Annotated in this window: 14 protein-coding genes; 12 read left to right on the forward strand and 2 right to left on the reverse strand. The window is 34.2% G+C overall.

Features of this window, described 5'->3' with window-relative positions; all coding sequences use genetic code 11:
• Positions 1-121 precede the first annotated feature (121 nt).
• The 11 genes from M0051_RS13275 to M0051_RS13325 all read left to right on the forward strand — a co-directional run bounded on the left by M0051_RS13275 (position 122) and on the right by M0051_RS13325 (position 15,396).
• Positions 122-676, forward strand: coding sequence for an RNA polymerase sigma-70 factor (locus M0051_RS13275; protein ID WP_306741998.1), 555 nt, complete (start codon positions 122-124; stop codon positions 674-676).
• Between the two features lie 96 nt (positions 677-772).
• A complete protein-coding gene (locus M0051_RS13280; RefSeq protein WP_306741999.1) occupies positions 773-1,933 on the forward strand; it encodes a FecR family protein in 1,161 nt (386 codons plus the stop codon).
• Positions 1,934-2,055: 122 nt separating this feature from the next.
• Complete coding sequence (locus tag M0051_RS13285) at positions 2,056-5,685, forward strand: SusC/RagA family TonB-linked outer membrane protein (RefSeq protein WP_306742000.1); 3,630 nt, start codon at positions 2,056-2,058, stop codon at positions 5,683-5,685.
• A gap of 21 nt (positions 5,686-5,706) precedes the next feature.
• Complete coding sequence (locus M0051_RS13290; RefSeq protein WP_306742001.1) at positions 5,707-7,128, forward strand: RagB/SusD family nutrient uptake outer membrane protein; 1,422 nt, start codon at positions 5,707-5,709, stop codon at positions 7,126-7,128.
• Positions 7,129-7,130: 2 nt separating this feature from the next.
• Positions 7,131-8,039 (forward strand): substrate import-associated zinc metallohydrolase lipoprotein, encoded by a 909-nt coding sequence (locus M0051_RS13295; protein ID WP_306742002.1) that lies wholly within the window; start codon positions 7,131-7,133, stop codon positions 8,037-8,039.
• An 89-nt stretch (positions 8,040-8,128) separates the two neighbouring features.
• Entirely contained in the window at positions 8,129-9,142 is a 1,014-nt protein-coding gene (locus M0051_RS13300; protein ID WP_306742003.1) for a GntR family transcriptional regulator, read from the forward strand.
• A 126-nt stretch (positions 9,143-9,268) separates the two neighbouring features.
• Positions 9,269-10,432 (forward strand): galactokinase, encoded by a 1,164-nt coding sequence (locus tag M0051_RS13305; RefSeq protein WP_306742004.1) that lies wholly within the window; start codon positions 9,269-9,271, stop codon positions 10,430-10,432.
• Positions 10,433-10,449: 17 nt separating this feature from the next.
• The gene (locus M0051_RS13310) at positions 10,450-11,496 is read left to right on the forward strand and encodes a UDP-glucose--hexose-1-phosphate uridylyltransferase (protein ID WP_306742005.1); all 1,047 of its coding nucleotides are present in this window, start codon (positions 10,450-10,452) and stop codon (positions 11,494-11,496) included.
• A gap of 89 nt (positions 11,497-11,585) precedes the next feature.
• Complete coding sequence (locus M0051_RS13315; protein ID WP_306742006.1) at positions 11,586-13,247, forward strand: sodium/sugar symporter; 1,662 nt, start codon at positions 11,586-11,588, stop codon at positions 13,245-13,247.
• An 81-nt stretch (positions 13,248-13,328) separates the two neighbouring features.
• Entirely contained in the window at positions 13,329-14,345 is a 1,017-nt protein-coding gene (gene galE, locus M0051_RS13320; RefSeq protein WP_306742007.1) for a UDP-glucose 4-epimerase GalE, read from the forward strand.
• Between the two features lie 43 nt (positions 14,346-14,388).
• Positions 14,389-15,396 (forward strand): aldose epimerase family protein, encoded by a 1,008-nt coding sequence (locus M0051_RS13325; protein WP_306742008.1) that lies wholly within the window; start codon positions 14,389-14,391, stop codon positions 15,394-15,396.
• Between the two features lie 526 nt (positions 15,397-15,922).
• Here the strand turns inward: M0051_RS13325 and M0051_RS13330 are convergent.
• Positions 15,923-16,906, reverse strand: coding sequence for an acyl transferase (locus tag M0051_RS13330; protein WP_306742009.1), 984 nt, complete (start codon positions 16,904-16,906; stop codon positions 15,923-15,925).
• Positions 16,907-17,077: 171 nt separating this feature from the next.
• Positions 17,078-18,265: a phosphoglycerate kinase gene (pgk, locus tag M0051_RS13335; protein ID WP_306742010.1), complete on the reverse strand. Its 1,188-nt coding sequence runs from the start codon at positions 18,263-18,265 to the stop codon at positions 17,078-17,080.
• A gap of 351 nt (positions 18,266-18,616) precedes the next feature.
• Between pgk and M0051_RS13340 the strand changes: the two genes are divergently transcribed.
• Positions 18,617-19,741: a DNA polymerase III subunit gene (locus M0051_RS13340; RefSeq protein WP_306742011.1), complete on the forward strand. Its 1,125-nt coding sequence runs from the start codon at positions 18,617-18,619 to the stop codon at positions 19,739-19,741.
• Positions 19,742-19,811 lie beyond the last annotated feature (70 nt).

Genomic DNA, 19,811 nt, shown 5'->3' on the forward strand with positions numbered 1-19,811 from the left:
TTAGACACCCTTTTTTTATTGTATAACATGCTATTTAATTAATTTATCTAATCTAAAATATACAATTATTGTAATCTAAAATTATTTTATAATATTGTCTGTCCATTTGTAAATAGAACCTATGCCAACAACTGCCAACATATCCATCGAAAAATTCAGAAGAGGAAGTCAATCCACTTTTAAGAATTTATACGATAAGTATTATGAAGCATTGTTTTTATTTGGTCAAAAATACATATCCAATAGTGAGGTTGTTGAAGATTTAGTCCAAGAGAGTTTTATAAAGGTTTGGGAAAAAAAATCTTCCTTTTATCATGAAGCACCACTCAAAGCCTTTTTGTATAAAACTGTTCGTAATTCCTGTCTAAACTATATAGATCATCAGAGAGTTGAAAGAAATTATGTAGCTCAGACGAAGACTGATGTTTTGAGTGAGGATTATTTTTTAAACAATGTTATTGAAGAGGAAGTGAACAGAATCATTGCAGATACGGTTGGAAAACTTCCTGAATCGGCGAGAGCTATTTACTTATTGAGTTTAAGGGGGCTTAAAAATGCAGAAATTGCAGAAGACCTAAATATTTCTATAAACACGGTAAAAACTCAAAAACAAAGAGCAAGTAAGTTTCTGAAAGAGAATCTAAAAGATTTATTTACAATGTTGATGTTTTTGTGAAAAATATCCAAGAACTACGAAGGTGACAAAATTTAAAATGTTTGTCACCCTTTTTTTGAGAGAAACTGTTATAGTACATGTAAATGCGAAATGAAGATGAAGGATTTAAATTCAGGATTTAAAATTGCTGATTTAATCGTTAAACGGTTAGAGAATCGATTAACTCAAGAGGAATGTCAGTACCTGGAGGAATGGAAGCAAGATAATGAAGAAAATGCAATTCTGTTCCAAAAGCTTTCTATGAATCCCGAAAAGCAATATTTGAAAAGAGAATCAAAATTGGAGAAATCCAATAAAAGAGCAAATTGGGATAAAATTCAAGCTAAAATTAAAAAGGATAAGGTTAGAAAGTTAAATATGAACCTTTTAAAAATTGCAGCAGTACTTATTCTTGCAATTGGTTCTACACTTTTCTTTTCCAATATACTGGAGAATAAGGTTTCCAATATTATTAGTCCGGGAACACAGCAGGCTATACTGATAACAAGTGATGGTGAAAGATATCAGCTGGATGAAGAAATTATAATTAAAGAAGGAGATGTATTTATTTCAAATAAAACTCAAGAATTAATTTATCAGAAAAAATCAAATATTACCAAATCACAATTAACCTACAATACAATTATTATTCCCAGAGGGGGGGAATATAAGTTGACACTAATGGATGGAACCAGAATATGGCTTAATTCCAATTCGAAACTACGGTTTCCTTCAGAATTTGGATCGGGGATAAGAAGAGTTGAGCTTAAAGGGGAAGCATTCTTTGAAGTAGCTAAGGATTCTGTTCATCCATTTGTTGTCAATGCGAATAAAGCTCAGGTTAAAGTACTTGGTACATCGTTTAATGTTAATGCCTATTCTGATTTAAATGAAATTGTAACTACCCTGGTTGAAGGTAGAGTTGAAGTTAGTGATACTTTGTTTGGAAACAAGGTGAAATTGTTACCAAATGAACAATTTCGTTTTAATAAATCAACAGGAGAAATATTGAAGCAGGTAGTTAATACTGACATTTATACTGCTTGGAAAGATGGTAGGTTTGTTTTTGAAAATGAGAGTTTGGAAGATATAATGACAAGACTTTCAAGATGGTACAATGTAGAGGTGTCCTTTTTAAACGAGTCTGTTAAAAAATTAAGATTTTCAGGAGATCTGACTAGATACGATAATATCGATCAAATATTAGAGTTGATTGAGGTTACTCAAAAAGTGAAATTTACAATTAAGGATAGAACCCTTTTGGTTGAAGAAGGGTAAAAAAAACCGAGATTTGCTGCTACAAATCTCGGTTAAAGCCAATAAACACCACTATCGCTAGGAGTGTAATACTAACCAAATCACAACTCAAAAATATTAAAAAAAATCGGAATTAGAGGTTTATGCAGAAAAGAAAAGAGTTTTTTGCAATAAGACTCCTGTTTTTCTTCTTTCTATTTGTGTGTTTTGGACTAAAATCTAAAGCATTTCCACAAGAGGAAAGGTTAGAGTTGCGAATGAAAGGTGCAAGTTTGATTGAGGTAATGTCCGAGATCAAAGAAAAAACAAATTATACATTTTTGTATAATGTTGATGATATTAAGAAAATTCGCAATATTAGCCTCTCTGGTATTCCTAAAAGTGTAAAGGAAATTCTTAAAGAATGTTTAGCCGGATCTGGCTTGACATATGAAATCCGTGATAAGGTAATTATTTTAAAGCCTGATTCTAATATCAAAATTCCTGATCCAAAACTTCATAAAGCGATTAAAAAAATAAAAAAGCTTAATGGGAATGTTACTGATAATAAAGGAATGATTTTACCAGGAGTTTCCGTAATGATAAAGGGAACTTATTTTGGCACATCAACTGACATAAACGGTAATTACTCTCTTATTGCATCAAATGATCCTGATATTGTATTGGTGTTTTCGTTTATAGGAATGAAAACCAAGGAGGTAAGTGTTGGTGAATTGGAAAGAATAAATGTAGAGCTGCTTCCATCTGACCAAAAACTTAATGAAGTGTTGGTTACAACTGGGTTTCAGAAAATTGATAGAAGCTTATTTACAGGATCTGCTAATAAGTTAAACCAAATTGATATTGCTTTAAATGGAATTGCAGATGTAAGTAGGTCATTACAAGGTCACATATCAGGAGTTCAGGTAGATAATATCTCGGGAACCTTTGGCATTTCTCCTATTGTTCGAATTAGAGGAAAAGCTTCGATAAATGGTAGCAATAAACCTTTGTGGGTAGTTGATGGAGTTGTTCAGGAAGATATAATAGAGTTGACCAATAATGACTTAACTTCAGGTAACCTTTCTACGGTTTTAAGTTCAGGTGTAGTAGGTTTAAATCCTGATGATATTGAATCATTTCAGATTCTGAAAGATGCTTCGGCTACTGCATTGTATGGTGCAAAGGCAATGAATGGGGTAATTGTAATTACTACCAAAAAAGGAAAAACAGGTAAATTAAAAGTTACCTATTCAGGAAGTGCAATTGTAAGACAAAAACCTGCTTATTCACAGTTCGATATATTATCTTCTGATGAAGAAATGGAAGTTTATGAAGAGTTGTATGATAAAGGTTGGATCGATATTGCTAAAGCAGCATCAGCGGCAAACCATGGAGCCATGAGCAAAATGTTTTATGAGATTGCTAACAATAATGTAAGTTGGGGACCCCATGGAGGCTTGAATTATCAGTTCTTATCAAAATATGCCAATTCGAATACTGACTGGTTTGATGTTTTATTTCGAAATTCTTTATCGCAACAGCATTCTTTTAGTATTTCTGGAGGATCGGATAAATCCAGATTTTATACCTCTATTGGATATTATACAGATGAAGGACAAACTTTAGCTGATGAAGTGAAAAATTATACTGCTTTGTTAAAAGGAGAGTTTGATGTGTCGAAGCGCTTGAAATTGGGATTTAAAGTATCAGGGAATATTAGAGATCAAAGATTACCAGGATCAAAAGATAGAAAATTTGAACCAATTGATGGACTTTATGAGCGTAATTTCGATGTTAACCCGTATAATTATGCACTCTATACTAGTAGAAGTATTAGACCATTTGATGATAACGGTAATCTAGAGTATTTTAGAAGGAATTATACTCCCTTTAATATTCTTTATGAATTGGATCACAATTATGTAAATGTAGATGTGGATGATCTTTTATTTCAGGGAGAGGTTCAATATGCTATTACTTCTAAATTGAGATTTAGATCTATTTTTCAAGGACGCTGGGTAAATACTTTACGGGAGCAAAAAATTCATGAAAAATCTAATCATGCTGAAGCGTACAGAGCTGATGATCCTTTGTTTGTTAATAGGAACAGTTTTCTTTTTGATGATCCGGATTATCCAGAAAAAGAGCCATATACAGTTTTAGATCAGGGAGGATTTTATAACACCACTAAAAATTCATTGACCAGTTATTTTATCAGAAATATAATTGATTGGAACCTGAAATCAGATCAGAATCATATTGTCAATCTGTTGTTCGGACAGGAAATAAGATATACAAATAGAAAAGAGACTCACAACGAAATTTGGGGTCATTTATACGATAAAGGAGGAATAAGTATTACCAATCCAATGGTTGTAAAATATCTGAAATTTCGTGATCAAACAGATTATTACAGAAGGAAAGAAAAGTACAGGTTTGCTGGAGTGTTTTTAACAGGAGCATATTCTTATAAGGGCAAATACATTCTCAACTCTACTTTCAGGTATGATGGAGACAATCGACAAGGGAAAAATAGTGATTCAAGATACCTACCTACATGGAATGTTAGTGGGGCTTGGAATATTCATGGTGAAAACTTTATGAAGTCAATTGGCTTTATGGATCGTTTAAAGTTAAAGGCAACTTATGGATTATCTGGAGATAATGGAATTGGAGTGAGTCCTTCTTTAATTTTAAAATCTGGAGCACCTTTAAGATCCAATGATGAAGATGGAGAAGATATTTTATATATAGATGAATTGGCCAATAAAGGTCTTACCTGGGAAAAATTATATGAGTTCAATTTGGGGGTAGAATTAGAAATGTTTAATGGAAGATTTTATACTGATATTGAGTATTTCAGAAGAAGATCTAAAGATTTACTTGGTTTTGTTACAACAAGTGGTATTGGAGGAATAAGAAAGAAGTACGGTAATGTTGGCGAAATGAAAATTAATGGAATTGAATTTACACTCAGCACAAAAAATGTAAATACAAAATATTTCAATTGGGATACGCATTTTACGTTTAGTTATGCCAAGGATAAAGTTTCTAAATACTTTGATGAACCTAGAATTGCAGATGCCATTCAGTCATTGGGAACAAATCTCGAAGGTTATTCTTCAAATAGTTTATTTTCGATACCATTTGCAGGATTAAATGCTAATGGAATTCCTCAGTTTTATGGACCAAATGGTAAAATAATTCAAAAGCTTAATTTACAGAAGAGAATTGATATTCTAAAATATCTGAAATATGAGGGACAAACTACACCAAAAGGTTTTGGAGGTTTGGAGAACATTTTTCATTACAAAAATTGGACACTATCAATAGGATTAAATTATCGATTTGGAAATAAAATTAGACTTGAAGATGCATTTAGCAATAGCTATGATGATTATTCAAGCCTTCCAGGTGGACTAAAGAATCGATGGAAGAAAGCCGGCGATGAGAATAGAACCAATATTCCGGTTGTATTAACCCGATGGAAATCTGAAGAATTAAATGATTCAGGATTAAATCCATATAAACTATATAATAAAAGTACTGTTCGTGTTGCAGATGGAAGTTTTGTTAGACTTAAAAATATTGGAATAGTATATCAATTGCCACAATCTTGGCTAAATTTAATGAATTTGAGTTCGGCAAGTTTAAAATTACAGGCCTACAATATTGCCTTACTTTATTCGGATAAAAAATTAAATGGAGTTGATCCTGAGTTTTTTCAGTCAGGAGGAATTTCACTTCCAATGTCCAGAACTTACAGTTTTTCTGTTAACTTAGCCTTCTAAGTTTAAACTACTTGCTCTTTCATGAATAGAATTTTTGGCATATTACTCATAACTGTATTTTCAATTTCATGTGATTCTTATCTTGATGAAAATCCAGATGATAGAAAAGAGCTGCAAACAGTTAAAGATGTTGCCAAATTAGTTGCTAATTCGTACAATGAAAGTACATATCTTTTTATCGAATGGATGACAGATAATGTGTCGGCCATTCCCGACAATACACAAAGAGATCATATGACAGAGGCCTTTCAATGGAGTTCAATGGATTCTTATGAAGCTCAGGAATCTACTACTTACTTTTGGGAAAATTCATATTATGCAATTGCTCATTGTAACGAAGCTTTGGCTGTTATTGATAACGTTTCTGGTGATGATGATTTTAGAGCAGTTGTTAGAGGTGAAGCATTAATATCGAGAGCTTATAATCATTTCATATTGGTGAATATTTTTTCAAAACATTATAAAGAGGAAACATCAGAAAATGATTTGGGCATTCCTTACGTGGAAGTAGTAGAGGATGAACTGTTTAAAAGCTATTCAAGAGGTTCGGTTAAAGATGTTTACGATAAAATTGAAAGAGATTTAACTACAGGACTCTCTTTATTAAGGGATGATTATTTTATTGGATCAAAAAAATATCATTTCACAAGAAAAGCAGCGTATGCCTTTGCTGCACGATTCTTTCTTTATAAAAAAGACTATTCAAGTAGTTTAAAGTACTGTAATTTGGTTCTTGATGGTGATCCAAATGCTTATGTGAGGGATTTATTTAAAATTTACCAAGGAACTACTTTTGATGAAATGGCGGCTAAAAACTCCGACGTAAATGAAAAATCCAATTTAATTGCAATACGAAAAGAATCATTTTATGCCAGGGCTAATTATGGTTACAGGAGTGATAAAAAGATTTTCAATGACCTTTTTAATAATAATATTCAAGAGGAATTAGATGTTAGGGATCAGCGGTGGAGTTATAGTACTGGAGCTATTGTTGTTCCAAAATACCATGAGCTGTTCCGCTATACAACTTCCAATACAGGTTTTCCCTATTTTATTCAAAGTGAATTAAAAGGAGAAGAGGTGCTTCTGAATAGAATGGAATGTTACATTATGCAAGGTGAATATGAAATTGCATTAAAGGATTATCATACTCTTGCGGCAAAAAGATATTTGGATGGAGGTAAGCTGGATTTGAATAAAATAAAAGAGTATTATTCTCTGTCAGATGTAAAAAATGCCATGAAACTTTTTTTACTGGATGAAAGAAGAAAAGAGTTTTTAGATGAGGGATTAAGATGGTTTGATATTAAGAGATTCGAACTTTCGATTACACATAAAGACATTCAGAATAATACTTTTCAACTTATTCCGAATGATATAAGAACTGCAGTACAAATTCCACAATCTGCCAGAGTAAATGGTTTATTTCCTAATCCAAGATAGAGATGAACTACAGAAACTTTAATATTGGACTTTTTTTAATTGGTATTGTAATAACAATGCTTATTACAGCATGTAATAAATCAGATGATGTCGAATATAAAGCACCGGACGTAATATTGTCTAACCATCCAAATGATATTTATATAAGGGAGAATATTCTTAACAGATATGGAACGGCAATAAGATGGGAGTGGGATCAACGTTTTTTGAATAAGGATCAAACAGCAGATCCAATTAAGGAAGATTTGGTTATTCCAGTAACTAAATTGATAGAGGAACTGTGGATAAAACCTTTTCTTGTATTGTCTGATGATTCAAAATTATTCATTCATGAATATATGCCTAAAGAGTTGGTATATATAGGATCATATATTTATGAAAGTGAAGGGGAAAGGATGTTGGGGTATGCCGAAAGTGGCGCCAGAGTTATTTTAATAAATTTAAATTCATTTGATTTGAATGATCGAATTTGGTTAGAAAATCAATTGATAACAATGCATCATGAATTTTCCCATATTGTTCATCAAAAGAAAGGATTACCCAATGAGTACAATAATATTTCACCTTCAGGATATATAGGAGAAGGTTGGAGAAATGGAGTATCATTATCAGATGCGATTAAGCGAGGGATGGTGAGTGCTTATGCTACGAAAAATCAATTTGAAGATTTTGCTCAACTTACGTCTCACTTTTTTGTTCAGGATACTGTTTATTTTAATTCGACTTACCTAAAAGATTCGAATTGTGAAGATTTTTCCGATCCTAATTCGTGTATAGAATTTAACAATGGGAAGGAATTAATTAGAACAAAATTGGATTTGATCAGGAAGTTTTATTCAGAAGAATTTAGCATTAATATAGATGTGCTAAGAGATACGATTCAAAGTAGAATGTCAGCTTACAAGAATTAATATAGAATCTTTCATCCACCATACTGGTTCGTATCAGTTGGGAATTTGTTACCTTTGTATTTATACGCATGCAAATAAATACAATAAAGATGCCTTCTAAAATATTTAATGTAAGTACTGATTCGGGCATTCCGAAATACAAACAGTTAATCAACTCTTTACTACAATCAATTGATAAAGGACTTGTAAATGTTGGAGATAGGATACCTTCGATTAATGCAATTTGTAAAGAATTTGGTTTATCCAGAGATACTGTTCTTGTTGCATATAATGAGTTAAAAATTCGAGGAGTAATATCTTCAGTTCCTGGTAAGGGCTACTACTTGGCAAGTACTTCAACTCGATTTAAAAAGAATATTTTTCTACTCTTCGAAGAATTTAATGTATTCAAAGAGATATTATACAATTCCTTTATTGAGAATTTAAACGATAAGGCAAATGTTGATATTTATTTTCATCATTTTAACCGTAAAGTTTTTAAAGAGTTAATTGATAACAACAATGGCAAGTATACTTCTTATATAATTATGCCTGCAAAGTTTAATGATGCTTATAATGTATTGCAACAGCTGCCTGAAAATGAAGTCTATATTCTTGACCAAACTAATGCTGCATTAAAAAAACATTACCCTGCGATATATCAGAATTTTGAAAAGGATGTATTTAATGCTCTAGAATCAGGATTGAACCTATTGGAAAAATATAAGAAAATCTATTTTGTATATCCTGGAGGAAAAGAGCCAATAGGACAATTGAAAGGATTTAAAAAGTTTGCTACACATTATCAGGATAAGTGGGAATTAGAAGTGATTGAAACTTTAGAAAGTCATAAAATTGCAATAGGTGAGGTTTATATAGTTCCTAGCGATAATGATTTGGTAACTCTTGTAAAGGAAGCAAAGTCTGAGAAATTGAAAATTGGTTCAGATTTAGGTATAATTTCTTACAATGATACGCCATTAAAAGAAGTAGTTGCCGATGGAATTACCACAATTAGTACAGATTTTAAAGAAATGGGTAGGTTATTGGCTGACATGGTTATTAATTCTAAAAATGAGTTAATTGAAAATGAGTCTAAGTTGATAAAAAGAAATTCCTTGTAAAAAATAATTAAATAAGTTGTGAAGCTCTGATTCTGATGAATTAGGGCTTTTATTTTTTTAGATCGTTTGTATTTATATAAAAAAAATCTAAATTTGCCTACCAGTACCAACCAGTAAGAAATAAATATGCAAGTTGAAGAATTAAAGATTGAGTTTGAAAAATTATATGGGCAAGGTGATTGTCATGTGTATTTTTCTCCGGGTCGTGTAAATTTAATTGGAGAACATACCGATTATAACGGAGGATTTGTTTTTCCATGTGCATTGTCATTTGGAACCTATTGTTTGATTAGGAAAACAGATAATGATTATATCCAACTTAGATCTTTAAATCAGAATAAATTTTACAAGATATCACTTGAGGAAATAACAAAACGATTAGGAAAAGGAAACTGGGCAAATTATGTTCTTGGCGTAATTGCTCAATTTAAAAAAGATGGGCAAATTCCTAATTGTGGTGCGGATTTGTTATTCTGGGGAAACGTACCTAATGGTGCAGGTTTATCATCTTCGGCTTCTTTAGAGGTTGTTACAGGAGTAGCAATTAACGAAGAATATAATTTTGGCAAAGATCAGTTGAGTATTGTGAAATATAGCCAAAAAGCTGAGCATGAATTTGCTGGTGTAATGTGTGGTATAATGGATCAATTTGCATCTGGAATGGGACAGAAAGATCATGCCATATATTTGAACTGTGATAATCTTGAGTACGAATTAGTGCCTGTAAATTTAGAGGGTGCTAAAATAGTTATTGGAAACACCAATAGCCCTCATAGTTTAGATGAAGGAAAATACAATGAACGAGTTGCTGAATGTCGGGCAGCAGTAAAAGCAATCTCTCCCTCCAAAAAGATTGCTAATCTGGGTGAATTATGCCCGGCTGAATTCAACTCATTGAAAAATCTTATAGATGATGATGTGATCAGAAGAAGAGCACGTCATGTTATTAGCGAAATTGAAAGAACACAGAAAGCTGTAGTAGAACTTAAAAAAGGAAACTTAAAAGAGTTTGGTCAGTTAATGAATGGTTCTCATGATTCACTTCGTGATGATTATGAGGTTACGGGACATGAACTGGATACTATGGTTGAAGCGGCCAGAAAGATTGAAGGTACTATTGGTTCCAGAATGACAGGCGGTGGCTTTGGAGGTTCAACCGTTAGTCTTGTAAAAGATGAATATGTAGATGAGTTTATTGAGAAAGTAGGCAAGGAATATACCGAGAAAACAGGTATTGTAGGAGAGTTTTATGTTGCTGAAATTGGTGACGGAGGAAAAAGAATAGAATAATCAAGAAAATATTTCAGATGGCGAAATTTGATTACATTGAAAATCCACATCGTAGATATAATCCATTAACTGGTGAATGGATATTGGTATCACCTCACAGGTCAAAAAGACCATGGCAAGGTCAAGTTGAAAAAGTAGTTGAGGAGAAAAGACCTGAATATGATCCACAATGTTATTTGTGTCCTGGGAACGAAAGAGTAGGAGGAGAGAACAATCCAGCTTATGAGGATGTTTATTCATTTCAGAATGATTTTAGTGCTTTGTTGCAAGATACTCCTGAGGGAGAATTTTCGGATGGTGATTTGTTTAAAGCAGAAAGTGAATCGGGAATCTGTAAAGTAATTTGCTTTAGTCCAAACCATAGCCTTACAGTTCCTGAAATGAAAGTAGAAAATATCCGTAAGGTAGTTGATCTTTGGTGCACAGAATATAAGGAATTAGGAGATAGAGAGGATATTGGCTATGTGCAGATATTCGAGAACAAAGGTTCCATTATGGGATGCTCTAATCCACATCCTCACGGACAAATTTGGGCTTCTAAACTGGTGCCTCTCGAGACATCAAAAGAATCTGAAACTCAATTGGCTTACTTCGAAAAATATGGAAGAACCATGTTGTCTGATTATCTAAAACCGGAACTCGAGAAAAAAGAAAGAATTTTGGTTGAGAATAATTCTTTTGTAGCTTTAGTACCGTTTTGGGCAGTATGGCCTTTCGAAACAATGATCATTAGCAAAAGGGCAGTGTCAAATCTAATGGAACTGACAGATGAGGAGAAAACAGATTTGGCTGATGTTTACAAAAAATTAACGATTATGTACGACAATCTTTTTGAGGTGTCGTTTGCATATTCTGCAGGATTGCATCAAGCTCCAACTGATGGAGAAGAACATCCTGAGTGGCATTTACACATGCATTTCTATCCACCTTTGTTACGCTCGGCTAGTGTTAAGAAATTTATGGTAGGATACGAAATGCTGGGTACGCCACAACGCGATATTACTGCCGAAGGCGCAGCAAAAAGATTGAGAGAACTATCAAAAACACATTATAAATTGAGGTAATTATCCAGTTGAAATGGATATTAGGGAGAAAATATTTACTTCTGCCTAAAGCTTCCAAAAAACTTTAACCTCAACTAAAATCAAATACAATGGCTAATACATTTTCTTTTCTCGATTATGTGATTTTTATCGTTTACGGTATTGTAATCGTGGGAGTAGGTTTATGGGTGTCGCGTGATAAAGAAGGACATCAAAAAAATGCGGATGATTATTTCTTGGCTTCAAAATCTTTGCCTTGGTGGGCAATTGGGGCTTCATTAATTGCTGCTAATATATCTGCAGAGCAATTTATTGGAATGTCAGGATCTGGTTTTGCAATTGGGTTGGCAATTGCTTCTTATGAGTGGATGGCTGCTTTAACCTTAATTATTGTTGGTAAATACTTTTTGCCAATTTTCATTGAGAAAGGACTATACACGATTCCTGAATTTGTAGAGAAACGTTATTCAACAAACCTTAAAACCATTTTGGCTGTTTTCTGGATTGCATTGTATGTCTTTGTAAATCTTACCTCAGTATTGTATTTGGGAGCTTTAGCTTTAGAAACCATCATGGGTATTCCAATGATTTATGGTGTATTAGGATTGGCTTTGTTTGCAGCTAGTTATTCACTTTATGGAGGTCTTTCAGCAGTTGCATGGACTGATGTAATTCAGGTTGTTTTCCTGATTTTAGGTGGATTGGTAACCACTTACCTTGCATTAGATACTGTTTCAGGAGGAGAAGGTGTACTTGCCGGGTTTAAGCACATTTACGAAGCAGCTCCAGATTCTTTCCATATGATTTTAGATAAAGCTCATGATCAATATAAAAACCTTCCTGGTATTGGAGTTATTGTTGGTGGAATGTGGGTTGCTAACCTTTATTATTGGGGATTCAACCAGTATATCATTCAAAGAACTTTGGCAGCAAAATCATTGCAAGAATCTCAAAGAGGGATTGTATTTGCAGGTTTTTTGAAGTTGATTATTCCTTTAATTGTTGTGATTCCCGGGATTGCTGCATATGTGATGGTGAATGATGGAACAATAATGACATCATTGGGAGATGCAGCTCAGAATAATATTCCAACAATGGAATCTGCTGACAAAGCATATCCATGGTTGTTACAGTTCTTGCCAACAGGATTAAAAGGTGTGGCATTTGCAGCATTGGCGGCGGCAATTGTTTCGTCACTTGCATCTATGTTGAATTCTACTTCTACCATCTTTACAATGGATATTTACAAGCCATATTTTAACCCAAATGCAAGTGATAAGCAAACGGTAAATACAGGTCGAATTTCAGCAGCTGTAGCTTTATTAATTGCAGGATGTATTGCTCCTCAATTGGCAGGTTTAGATCAGGCTTTCCAATTTATTCAGGAATACACAGGAGTAGTTAGTCCGGGTATCTTGGCCGTATTTATGTTGGGATTATTCTGGAAAAAATCAACAAACAAAGGTGCTATTGCAGGGGTGTTGGCATCTATTCCAATTGCCATGTATTTTAAAGTGGCTCCTAATGGATGGGTAGCTGGTACCAGTCTTGAATCTATATTTGTTAATGTTCCTTTTATGGATCAAATGGGATATACAGCAGTTCTTTCGGCATTAGTTATCATTTTGGTTAGCCACCTACAGAATAAGGGTGCTGATGATGAAAAAGGGATAGAGATTAGCAGAAAAACATTTGCAACAGGTAAGGTATTTAATATTGTTGCTTATACCATTTGCATTTTATTGGTTGCTTTGTACGCAATCTTCTGGTAGAGAAAAAAATAAAACAAAATATTGCGATGACACACTTGCTCAATTAAGTGTGTCATTGTTGTAAAGTATCAAATTATAAGGATGAAAAAAAAGGTTTTAGTTACTGGAGGAACTGGTTATATAGGTTCTCACACTGTTGTAGAATTGCAAAATAGCGGATTCGAAGTTGTAATTGCTGATAATCTCTCAAATTCAAAGATTGAAGTTTTGGATGGAATCGAAGCTATTTCCGGCATTCGTCCATTATTCCAACAAATCGATTTAAGTGTGGAGAGTGAATGCAATGAGTTCTTTAAAAAGCGTAGAGGAATTGATGCCATTATTCACTTTGCAGCATCAAAAGCTGTTGGCGAATCGGTTGAAAAACCTTTGCTGTATTATCGCAACAACCTTAACTCATTGATGAATATTTTGGAAGCGATGAAAGAGAACAACATTCAAAATTTGGTTTTCTCATCATCATGCACAGTTTATGGACAACCTGATAAACTGCCTGTAACTGAATCGACTCCGCGAAAAGAGGCTGAATCTCCTTATGGAAATACAAAGTCAATTTGTGAAGATATTATTCGCGATACAACAAAAGCTCATCCTGAACTAAAGGGAATTGCTTTAAGATATTTCAATCCAATTGGAGCACATCCAAGCTCTAAAATTGGAGAATTGCCATTGGGCGTTCCTAATAACCTTATTCCTTTCTTAACACAAACAGTGGCAGGCATTCGCCCAGAACTTAGTATTTTTGGAGATGATTACAATACGCCTGACGGATCTTGCATTAGAGATTATATCAACGTAGTAGATTTGGCAAAAGCACATGTTATTGCAATTGAACGTTTGCTGCAAGATAAAAATGCTTCGAACTACGAATATTTTAATGTTGGAACAGGATCTGGTGTTTCAGTATTGGAAATTATTGAATCATTCGAAAGATCAACAGGGGAGAAAGTTCCTCATAAAATAGTTGGAAGAAGAGCTGGAGATATCGAGCAGATTTATGCAGATACTTCATATTCTAATCGAGAGTTGGGGTGGCAATCGGAAAAAAGTCTTGATGAAACTTTGCTTTCGGCCTGGAATTGGCAAAAAACTTTATAATCGAACTAAGATTATAAGAGTTTCACAATATTAAAAGATAAACATGCAGGTTTATACACTTAAAAATAAAAGTATAGAGGTTGATTTTATTGCTCGTGGCGGTCAAATCATTTCAATTAAAGTTCCTGATGCAAAAGGCAATGTTGCCGATGTTGTGGTAGGGTACGATACCATTGAGGAAACCCTTAATGGCGATGCGTATTTTGGCGCCCTGTGTGGTCGTTATGCCAACCGTATCGTAAATGGTGAATTTGAAATTGATGGGGAAAAATTTCAGTTGGATTGCAATAACGAAACCAACCACTTACATGGTGGTGTGGATGGATTCAATCGAAGAAATTGGAACGTAAATGCTGTTGAAATTGATAAGTATGTACAGGCCTATCAATTAAGTCTGGTTAGTGAAGATGGCGATCAGAATTATCCGGGCAAATTAAAGGTTTCAGTAATATACGGATTGACAGATGATAATCAATTTGTTATTGACTATGAGGCACAAACATCAAAGCCAACAGTAATTAATTTAACAAGTCATCCTTATTTCAATTTAAATGGTGCAGGCAATGGATCAGCAATGAATCATGAGTTGCGATTAAATGCTTCAAACTATACACCGATTTCGGCAGAGTTGGGAACAACATCCGGAGAAATTGCATTGGTAAAGGATACGCCATTTGATTTTACAATGGCAAAAACCGTAGAATCTGCTTGCAATGCTGATCATGAACAAATCAACATGATTGATGGTATTGATCACAATTTTGTTTTGGATGATTTCGATGGAACGGTAAAGCTTGCAGGTGTACTTTCAGATCCTAAATCGGGACGAAAAATGGAAGTGTATACCGATCAGCCAGGTATTCAAATTTACACGGGTGCTCATTTCGATGGCTCTGAAACAGGTAAAAAAGGAGCACCAATTATACAGTGTGCAGGGCTTGCCATGGAAACACAGATTTTTCCAAATTCTCCAAACTATGAGCACTTCCCAAATGCAACTTTAAGGCCAGGTGAGAAATACAAGCATGTATGTATTTATAAGTTTTGCTAAAGATTGACCTCGGATAAAATCTGATGTTGCTTAAAGATAAAAAGTAGTTATAACAGACTAGATTCCTTTTGTAAAGGATACTTTTAACATCAAACAGAGTTGGTTTACGTTCATTTAAATCTCTGTTTGGTGTTTTTTTTATTTACTGATTTTAAGAGTTAAACTATAATTTTTTGCTCAAAGAGGGGGTGTTTTTAAGATTTTCATGGGTAGAGGATTGCAATTCATGCCTTTTTTGGAAAATAGCAAGGGTCTAGTATTGATTTTCAAGCCTTGAGGTTTGAATTTGATGGGTTTAACATCGACAAGAAATTCTTTAGGATAGAATTTCAATCTTTTAGTCTTGAATTTGATCAATTTAGCTTTGAATTTCAAGCCTAAAAACATGAAAAATGAGCTTTTAGCTGTGGAATTCTATCCTAAAGAAGAGAAAATCATAGCTAATGAGATGCTGCTCAAGTTTTAAGTGTTGTTTTTCGATCTTTGAGTAAAGTAGATCAAGCCTTCTGTGATGTGAAAATCTGATTTATTCGTTTACAAGTAGATTGCATCCACGAATATCAGAATGATCGAATCGACCAAGAATTTCAAAGCTTCCATCTTCGTGGATTTTACCAAGATCTTGGGTTTCGATAAAGGAACACGAGTGTACATTAGCCAAATCGATCACATTTACACCACCCGTTCTACCTGTTTTTTCATAGCTGAATGGATCGTAAGCATCGCGAATCATGATTTTCATCCAGTTTGGTGTGTGAAATAAACTTTTTCCTTTAGAGTATGCTTGCGAAAGCAATTCCGTCATTCCATACTCAGAATGGATTTCATTCACACCTAGTCGAGAACAAAGAAATGTGTGCAACTCTTCACGAGTAATTTCTTTTCTTCTTCCTTTCATGCCACCAGTCTCCATGATGATTACATCGGAAAGATCTAGCGCATATTTTTCAGCCAAATCAAGCAAAGCAAAACTAACCCCAAGCAGTAAAATTTTTTGATTCGCTTTTTTCAAATCAGCAATGCACTCAATCAATTCTTCATGATTGTGCAGGTAGAATCCACTTTTAGCATGCTTGCTATCTTTAATCAGGTGTTCCATCATGTAGATTAAGGATGAACCTTCGCGCTCCAAATAAGAAGGAAGCAAAGCCAGAACACAATAATCTGTTATTGGCCCATAAAAATCCTCGAAACCTTTCTTAAAGCTCTCTTCATAAATACTGATATCGGGAACAAAGTGCCTGCTGGTTAGGTTGCCAGTTGTTCCACTGCTGGTAAAAATTTCTTTTGCAGGATCGTTGGAAGAAACCACCTTTCGGGATTTGAAAAACTCTATGGGAAGAAAAGGAATATCTGTAAGCTTAGTGATTTGATTGATATCCTTTTTCAAATGTTGAAGATATTCACGATACACCTCATTGTTTTCCGCTTGATAGCGAAAAATTTCCAGGGCTACTTGTTCAAATTCAGTTTTATTTGATATCGAAAATATTTTTTCCTTCCAGTTCATTTCTATTCTCTATTTGTTGTGATTACAAAGGTAATTGAACCAAGTTTATTGCGTAGCATTAATCAGTGAGAATCTTAAACAATCATAAAAATCTAAGTTTAGTAATAAAAAAAGCAGCCTCGAAAGACTGCTTTAAGAATCCCTGTGAAGGGAAATATTATGGATCGTTAATTACCCTCTAATAGCTGCAACACCTGGCAATTCTTTACCTTCGATGTACTCTAATAGAGCACCACCACCAGTTGATACATAGCTTACTTTGTCAGCCAAGTTGTACTTGTTGATCGCTGCAACAGAGTCACCACCACCAATTAATGAGAAAGCACCTTTTTCAGTAGCTGTTACAATTGCATCAGCAATTGCTTTGGTTCCTTTAGCGAAAGTATCCATTTCGAATACTCCAACAGGACCATTCCAAAGAATTGTTTCTGATTCTTCGATAACTTTCTTGAAGTTTTCAATAGTTTCAGAAGCAACATCTAATCCCATCCAATCAGCTGGAATTTCAGATACGTTACATTCTTTAGTGTTTGCGTCGTTAGAGAAATCGTCAGCAATTAATGCATCAACTGCAAGGTGAAGTTTTACATTGTTTGCTTCAGCTTCACTTAAAATTTCTCTTGCGATATCTAACTTATCATCTTCAACCAATGAGTTACCAATCTTACCACCCATCGATTTAACGAAAGTGTAAGTCATACCACCACCAATAATTAAGTGGTCAACTTTAGGCATTAAAGTTTTAATGATATCGATTTTTGAAGATACCTTAGCACCACCCATAATTGCAGTTAACGGACGCTTAGAGTCTTTCAATACTTTATCAACGCTCGATAATTCACCTTCCATTACGTAACCAAACATCTTGTCGTTAGGGAAGAATTTAGCGATAACAGCAGTCGAAGCGTGAGCACGGTGTGCAGTACCAAATGCATCGTTGATCCAAAGGTCAGCTAAGTCAGCTAATTTTTTAGCAAAAGCTTCGTCACCAGCTTTTTCTTCACCGTAAAAACGAAGGTTTTCCAACAATAGAACTTCACCTTCTTTTAGGTCAGCAGCCATTGTTTTGGCACTTTCACCAATACAATCATCAGCAAATTTCACATCAACACCTAATTTTGCAGAAAGGTGAGCAACGATGTGTTTCAATGAGAATTTTTCATCAACACCTTTTGGTCTACCAAGGTGAGACATCAAAATAACGGATCCGTTTCCTTCTAATACTTTTTTGATAGTTGGAAGTGCAGCACGGATACGTGTGTCATCGGTAATTTCGAACTGATCGTTCAAAGGCACATTAAAATCTACTCTGATAATCGCCTTCTTTCCTGAAAAATTGTATGAATCAATTGTTTGCATTGGAATATGTCTTTATATTTTTTTCTTCCAAACAAAGGTATGTTTTTATTCAAATTGCTGCAAAAAAGAAAGAGAAATGCTTTTAAGTGTCATGTAATCAGATGGTAATATTATGTAGACCTTTGGCTTTGAAACGATTGCATAAATTTTTCCTTATTGCAAATTGATGGTCAAAACGTCATTTTTTTCTCAATTGACTTTGAACTTAAGCTATAATGACAAAGCTCTCCTTTATTTTTTTAACTTTGGATACCCCGATGTACCTTTGCACAACATTGGGGGTTAAATGATTTTTGACCAGCAGATGAGGCTTGAACTTATCTGTTCGAAACCATTTCATATTGAAAATTCATGCAATTTAAAGATATAATTGGCCACAAAGAGGTCAAACAACGTTTTATTCAAACCGTTAAAGAAAACAGAGTCAGCCATGCACAATTGTTGATTGGTCCCAAGGGAGTTGGGAAACTATCAATGGCAATTGCATTTGCTCAGTATGTTTCCTGTTTGGATAGAAAAGACAATGATTCGTGCGGGGTTTGTTCATCGTGTAAAAAATATGCGAAATTGATTCATCCCGATCTTCATTTTGTTTTTCCGGTTGTTAAAGGGAAAGGATTTACCAATCCTGTGAGCGATAATTTTATTGAATTGTGGCGATCGCAAATTGAGAGTGATTCTTATTTTGATATTGGAGATTGGTACAGAACCCTTGGAGTGGATAACTCACAAGGGATGATCTATTCTGGCGAAAGCAATGAGATTATCAGGAAATTAAGTTTAAAAACTTACGAATCGGACTATAAGGTAATGATCATTTGGTTGCCTGAAAAGATGCATACTTCATGTGCCAACAAGCTTCTGAAAATGATTGAGGAGCCACCGTCGAAAACTTTGTTTTTTATGGTGGCGGAAGAGCCAGATAAAATTCTACAAACCATATTGTCACGAACACAACTGATTAAAATTCCGGCAATTGATCAGGAATCATTGTCGGTTGCGGTTAAAAATGAGTTCAACCTTAACGAGCAGGAATTAAAGAATGTAGTTCGTTTATCGGAAGGAAGTTACCGTAAGGCAAGAATCCTTATTCAGAATTCAGATGAAAATGCAGAGAATTTTGAGAATTTCATTACCATTATGCGACATTGTTATGCTCGTAAGGTGTTGGATATAATGGATTGGGCCGAAGAGATTGCTACCATAGGACGCGAACGTCAGAAAAGTTTCTTGAATTACGCGGTTAGAATGATACGTGAGAATTTTATTCTAAACTTAAAGCAACCCGAAATGGTTTATTTAAGTGGTGAGGAAATGAATTTCTCGCAACGATTCTCACCTTTTATCAATGAGGATAATGTTTGGATGATTTCAGATGAGCTTTCAAAAGCATATACCGACATTGAAAGAAATGCTAATGCAAAGATTGTGTTTCTTGATTTGGGTTTAAAACTGGTTAAATTATTACGCCCGTAATCACCCAATAATTTCCCGAAATAATTACCTTTAAAGGTTTGTAAAATAAATTAGCTAATTTTGCGGTCGA

The organism is Marinifilum sp. D714, assembly GCF_030851345.1.
GTDB lineage: Bacteria > Bacteroidota > Bacteroidia > Bacteroidales > Marinifilaceae > Marinifilum.

Bases quoted from the DNA above. Each gene is read 5' to 3' on its own strand.
- M0051_RS13340 (WP_306742011.1), top strand. From the start codon at position 18,617: ATGCAATTTAAAGATATAATTGGCCACAAAGAGGTCAAACAACGTTTT.
- M0051_RS13275 (WP_306741998.1), top strand. From the start codon at position 122: ATGCCAACAACTGCCAACATATCCATCGAAAAATTCAGAAGAGGAAGT.
- M0051_RS13330 (WP_306742009.1), bottom strand. From the start codon at position 16,906: ATGAACTGGAAGGAAAAAATATTTTCGATATCAAATAAAACTGAATTT.
- M0051_RS13310 (WP_306742005.1), top strand. From the start codon at position 10,450: ATGGCGAAATTTGATTACATTGAAAATCCACATCGTAGATATAATCCA.
- M0051_RS13315 (WP_306742006.1), top strand. From the start codon at position 11,586: ATGGCTAATACATTTTCTTTTCTCGATTATGTGATTTTTATCGTTTAC.
- M0051_RS13295 (WP_306742002.1), top strand. From the start codon at position 7,131: ATGAACTACAGAAACTTTAATATTGGACTTTTTTTAATTGGTATTGTA.
- M0051_RS13325 (WP_306742008.1), top strand. From the start codon at position 14,389: ATGCAGGTTTATACACTTAAAAATAAAAGTATAGAGGTTGATTTTATT.
- M0051_RS13280 (WP_306741999.1), top strand. From the start codon at position 773: ATGAAGGATTTAAATTCAGGATTTAAAATTGCTGATTTAATCGTTAAA.
- M0051_RS13285 (WP_306742000.1), top strand. From the start codon at position 2,056: ATGCAGAAAAGAAAAGAGTTTTTTGCAATAAGACTCCTGTTTTTCTTC.
- pgk (WP_306742010.1), bottom strand. From the start codon at position 18,265: ATGCAAACAATTGATTCATACAATTTTTCAGGAAAGAAGGCGATTATC.
- M0051_RS13290 (WP_306742001.1), top strand. From the start codon at position 5,707: ATGAATAGAATTTTTGGCATATTACTCATAACTGTATTTTCAATTTCA.
- M0051_RS13300 (WP_306742003.1), top strand. From the start codon at position 8,129: ATGCCTTCTAAAATATTTAATGTAAGTACTGATTCGGGCATTCCGAAA.
- galE (WP_306742007.1), top strand. From the start codon at position 13,329: ATGAAAAAAAAGGTTTTAGTTACTGGAGGAACTGGTTATATAGGTTCT.
- M0051_RS13305 (WP_306742004.1), top strand. From the start codon at position 9,269: ATGCAAGTTGAAGAATTAAAGATTGAGTTTGAAAAATTATATGGGCAA.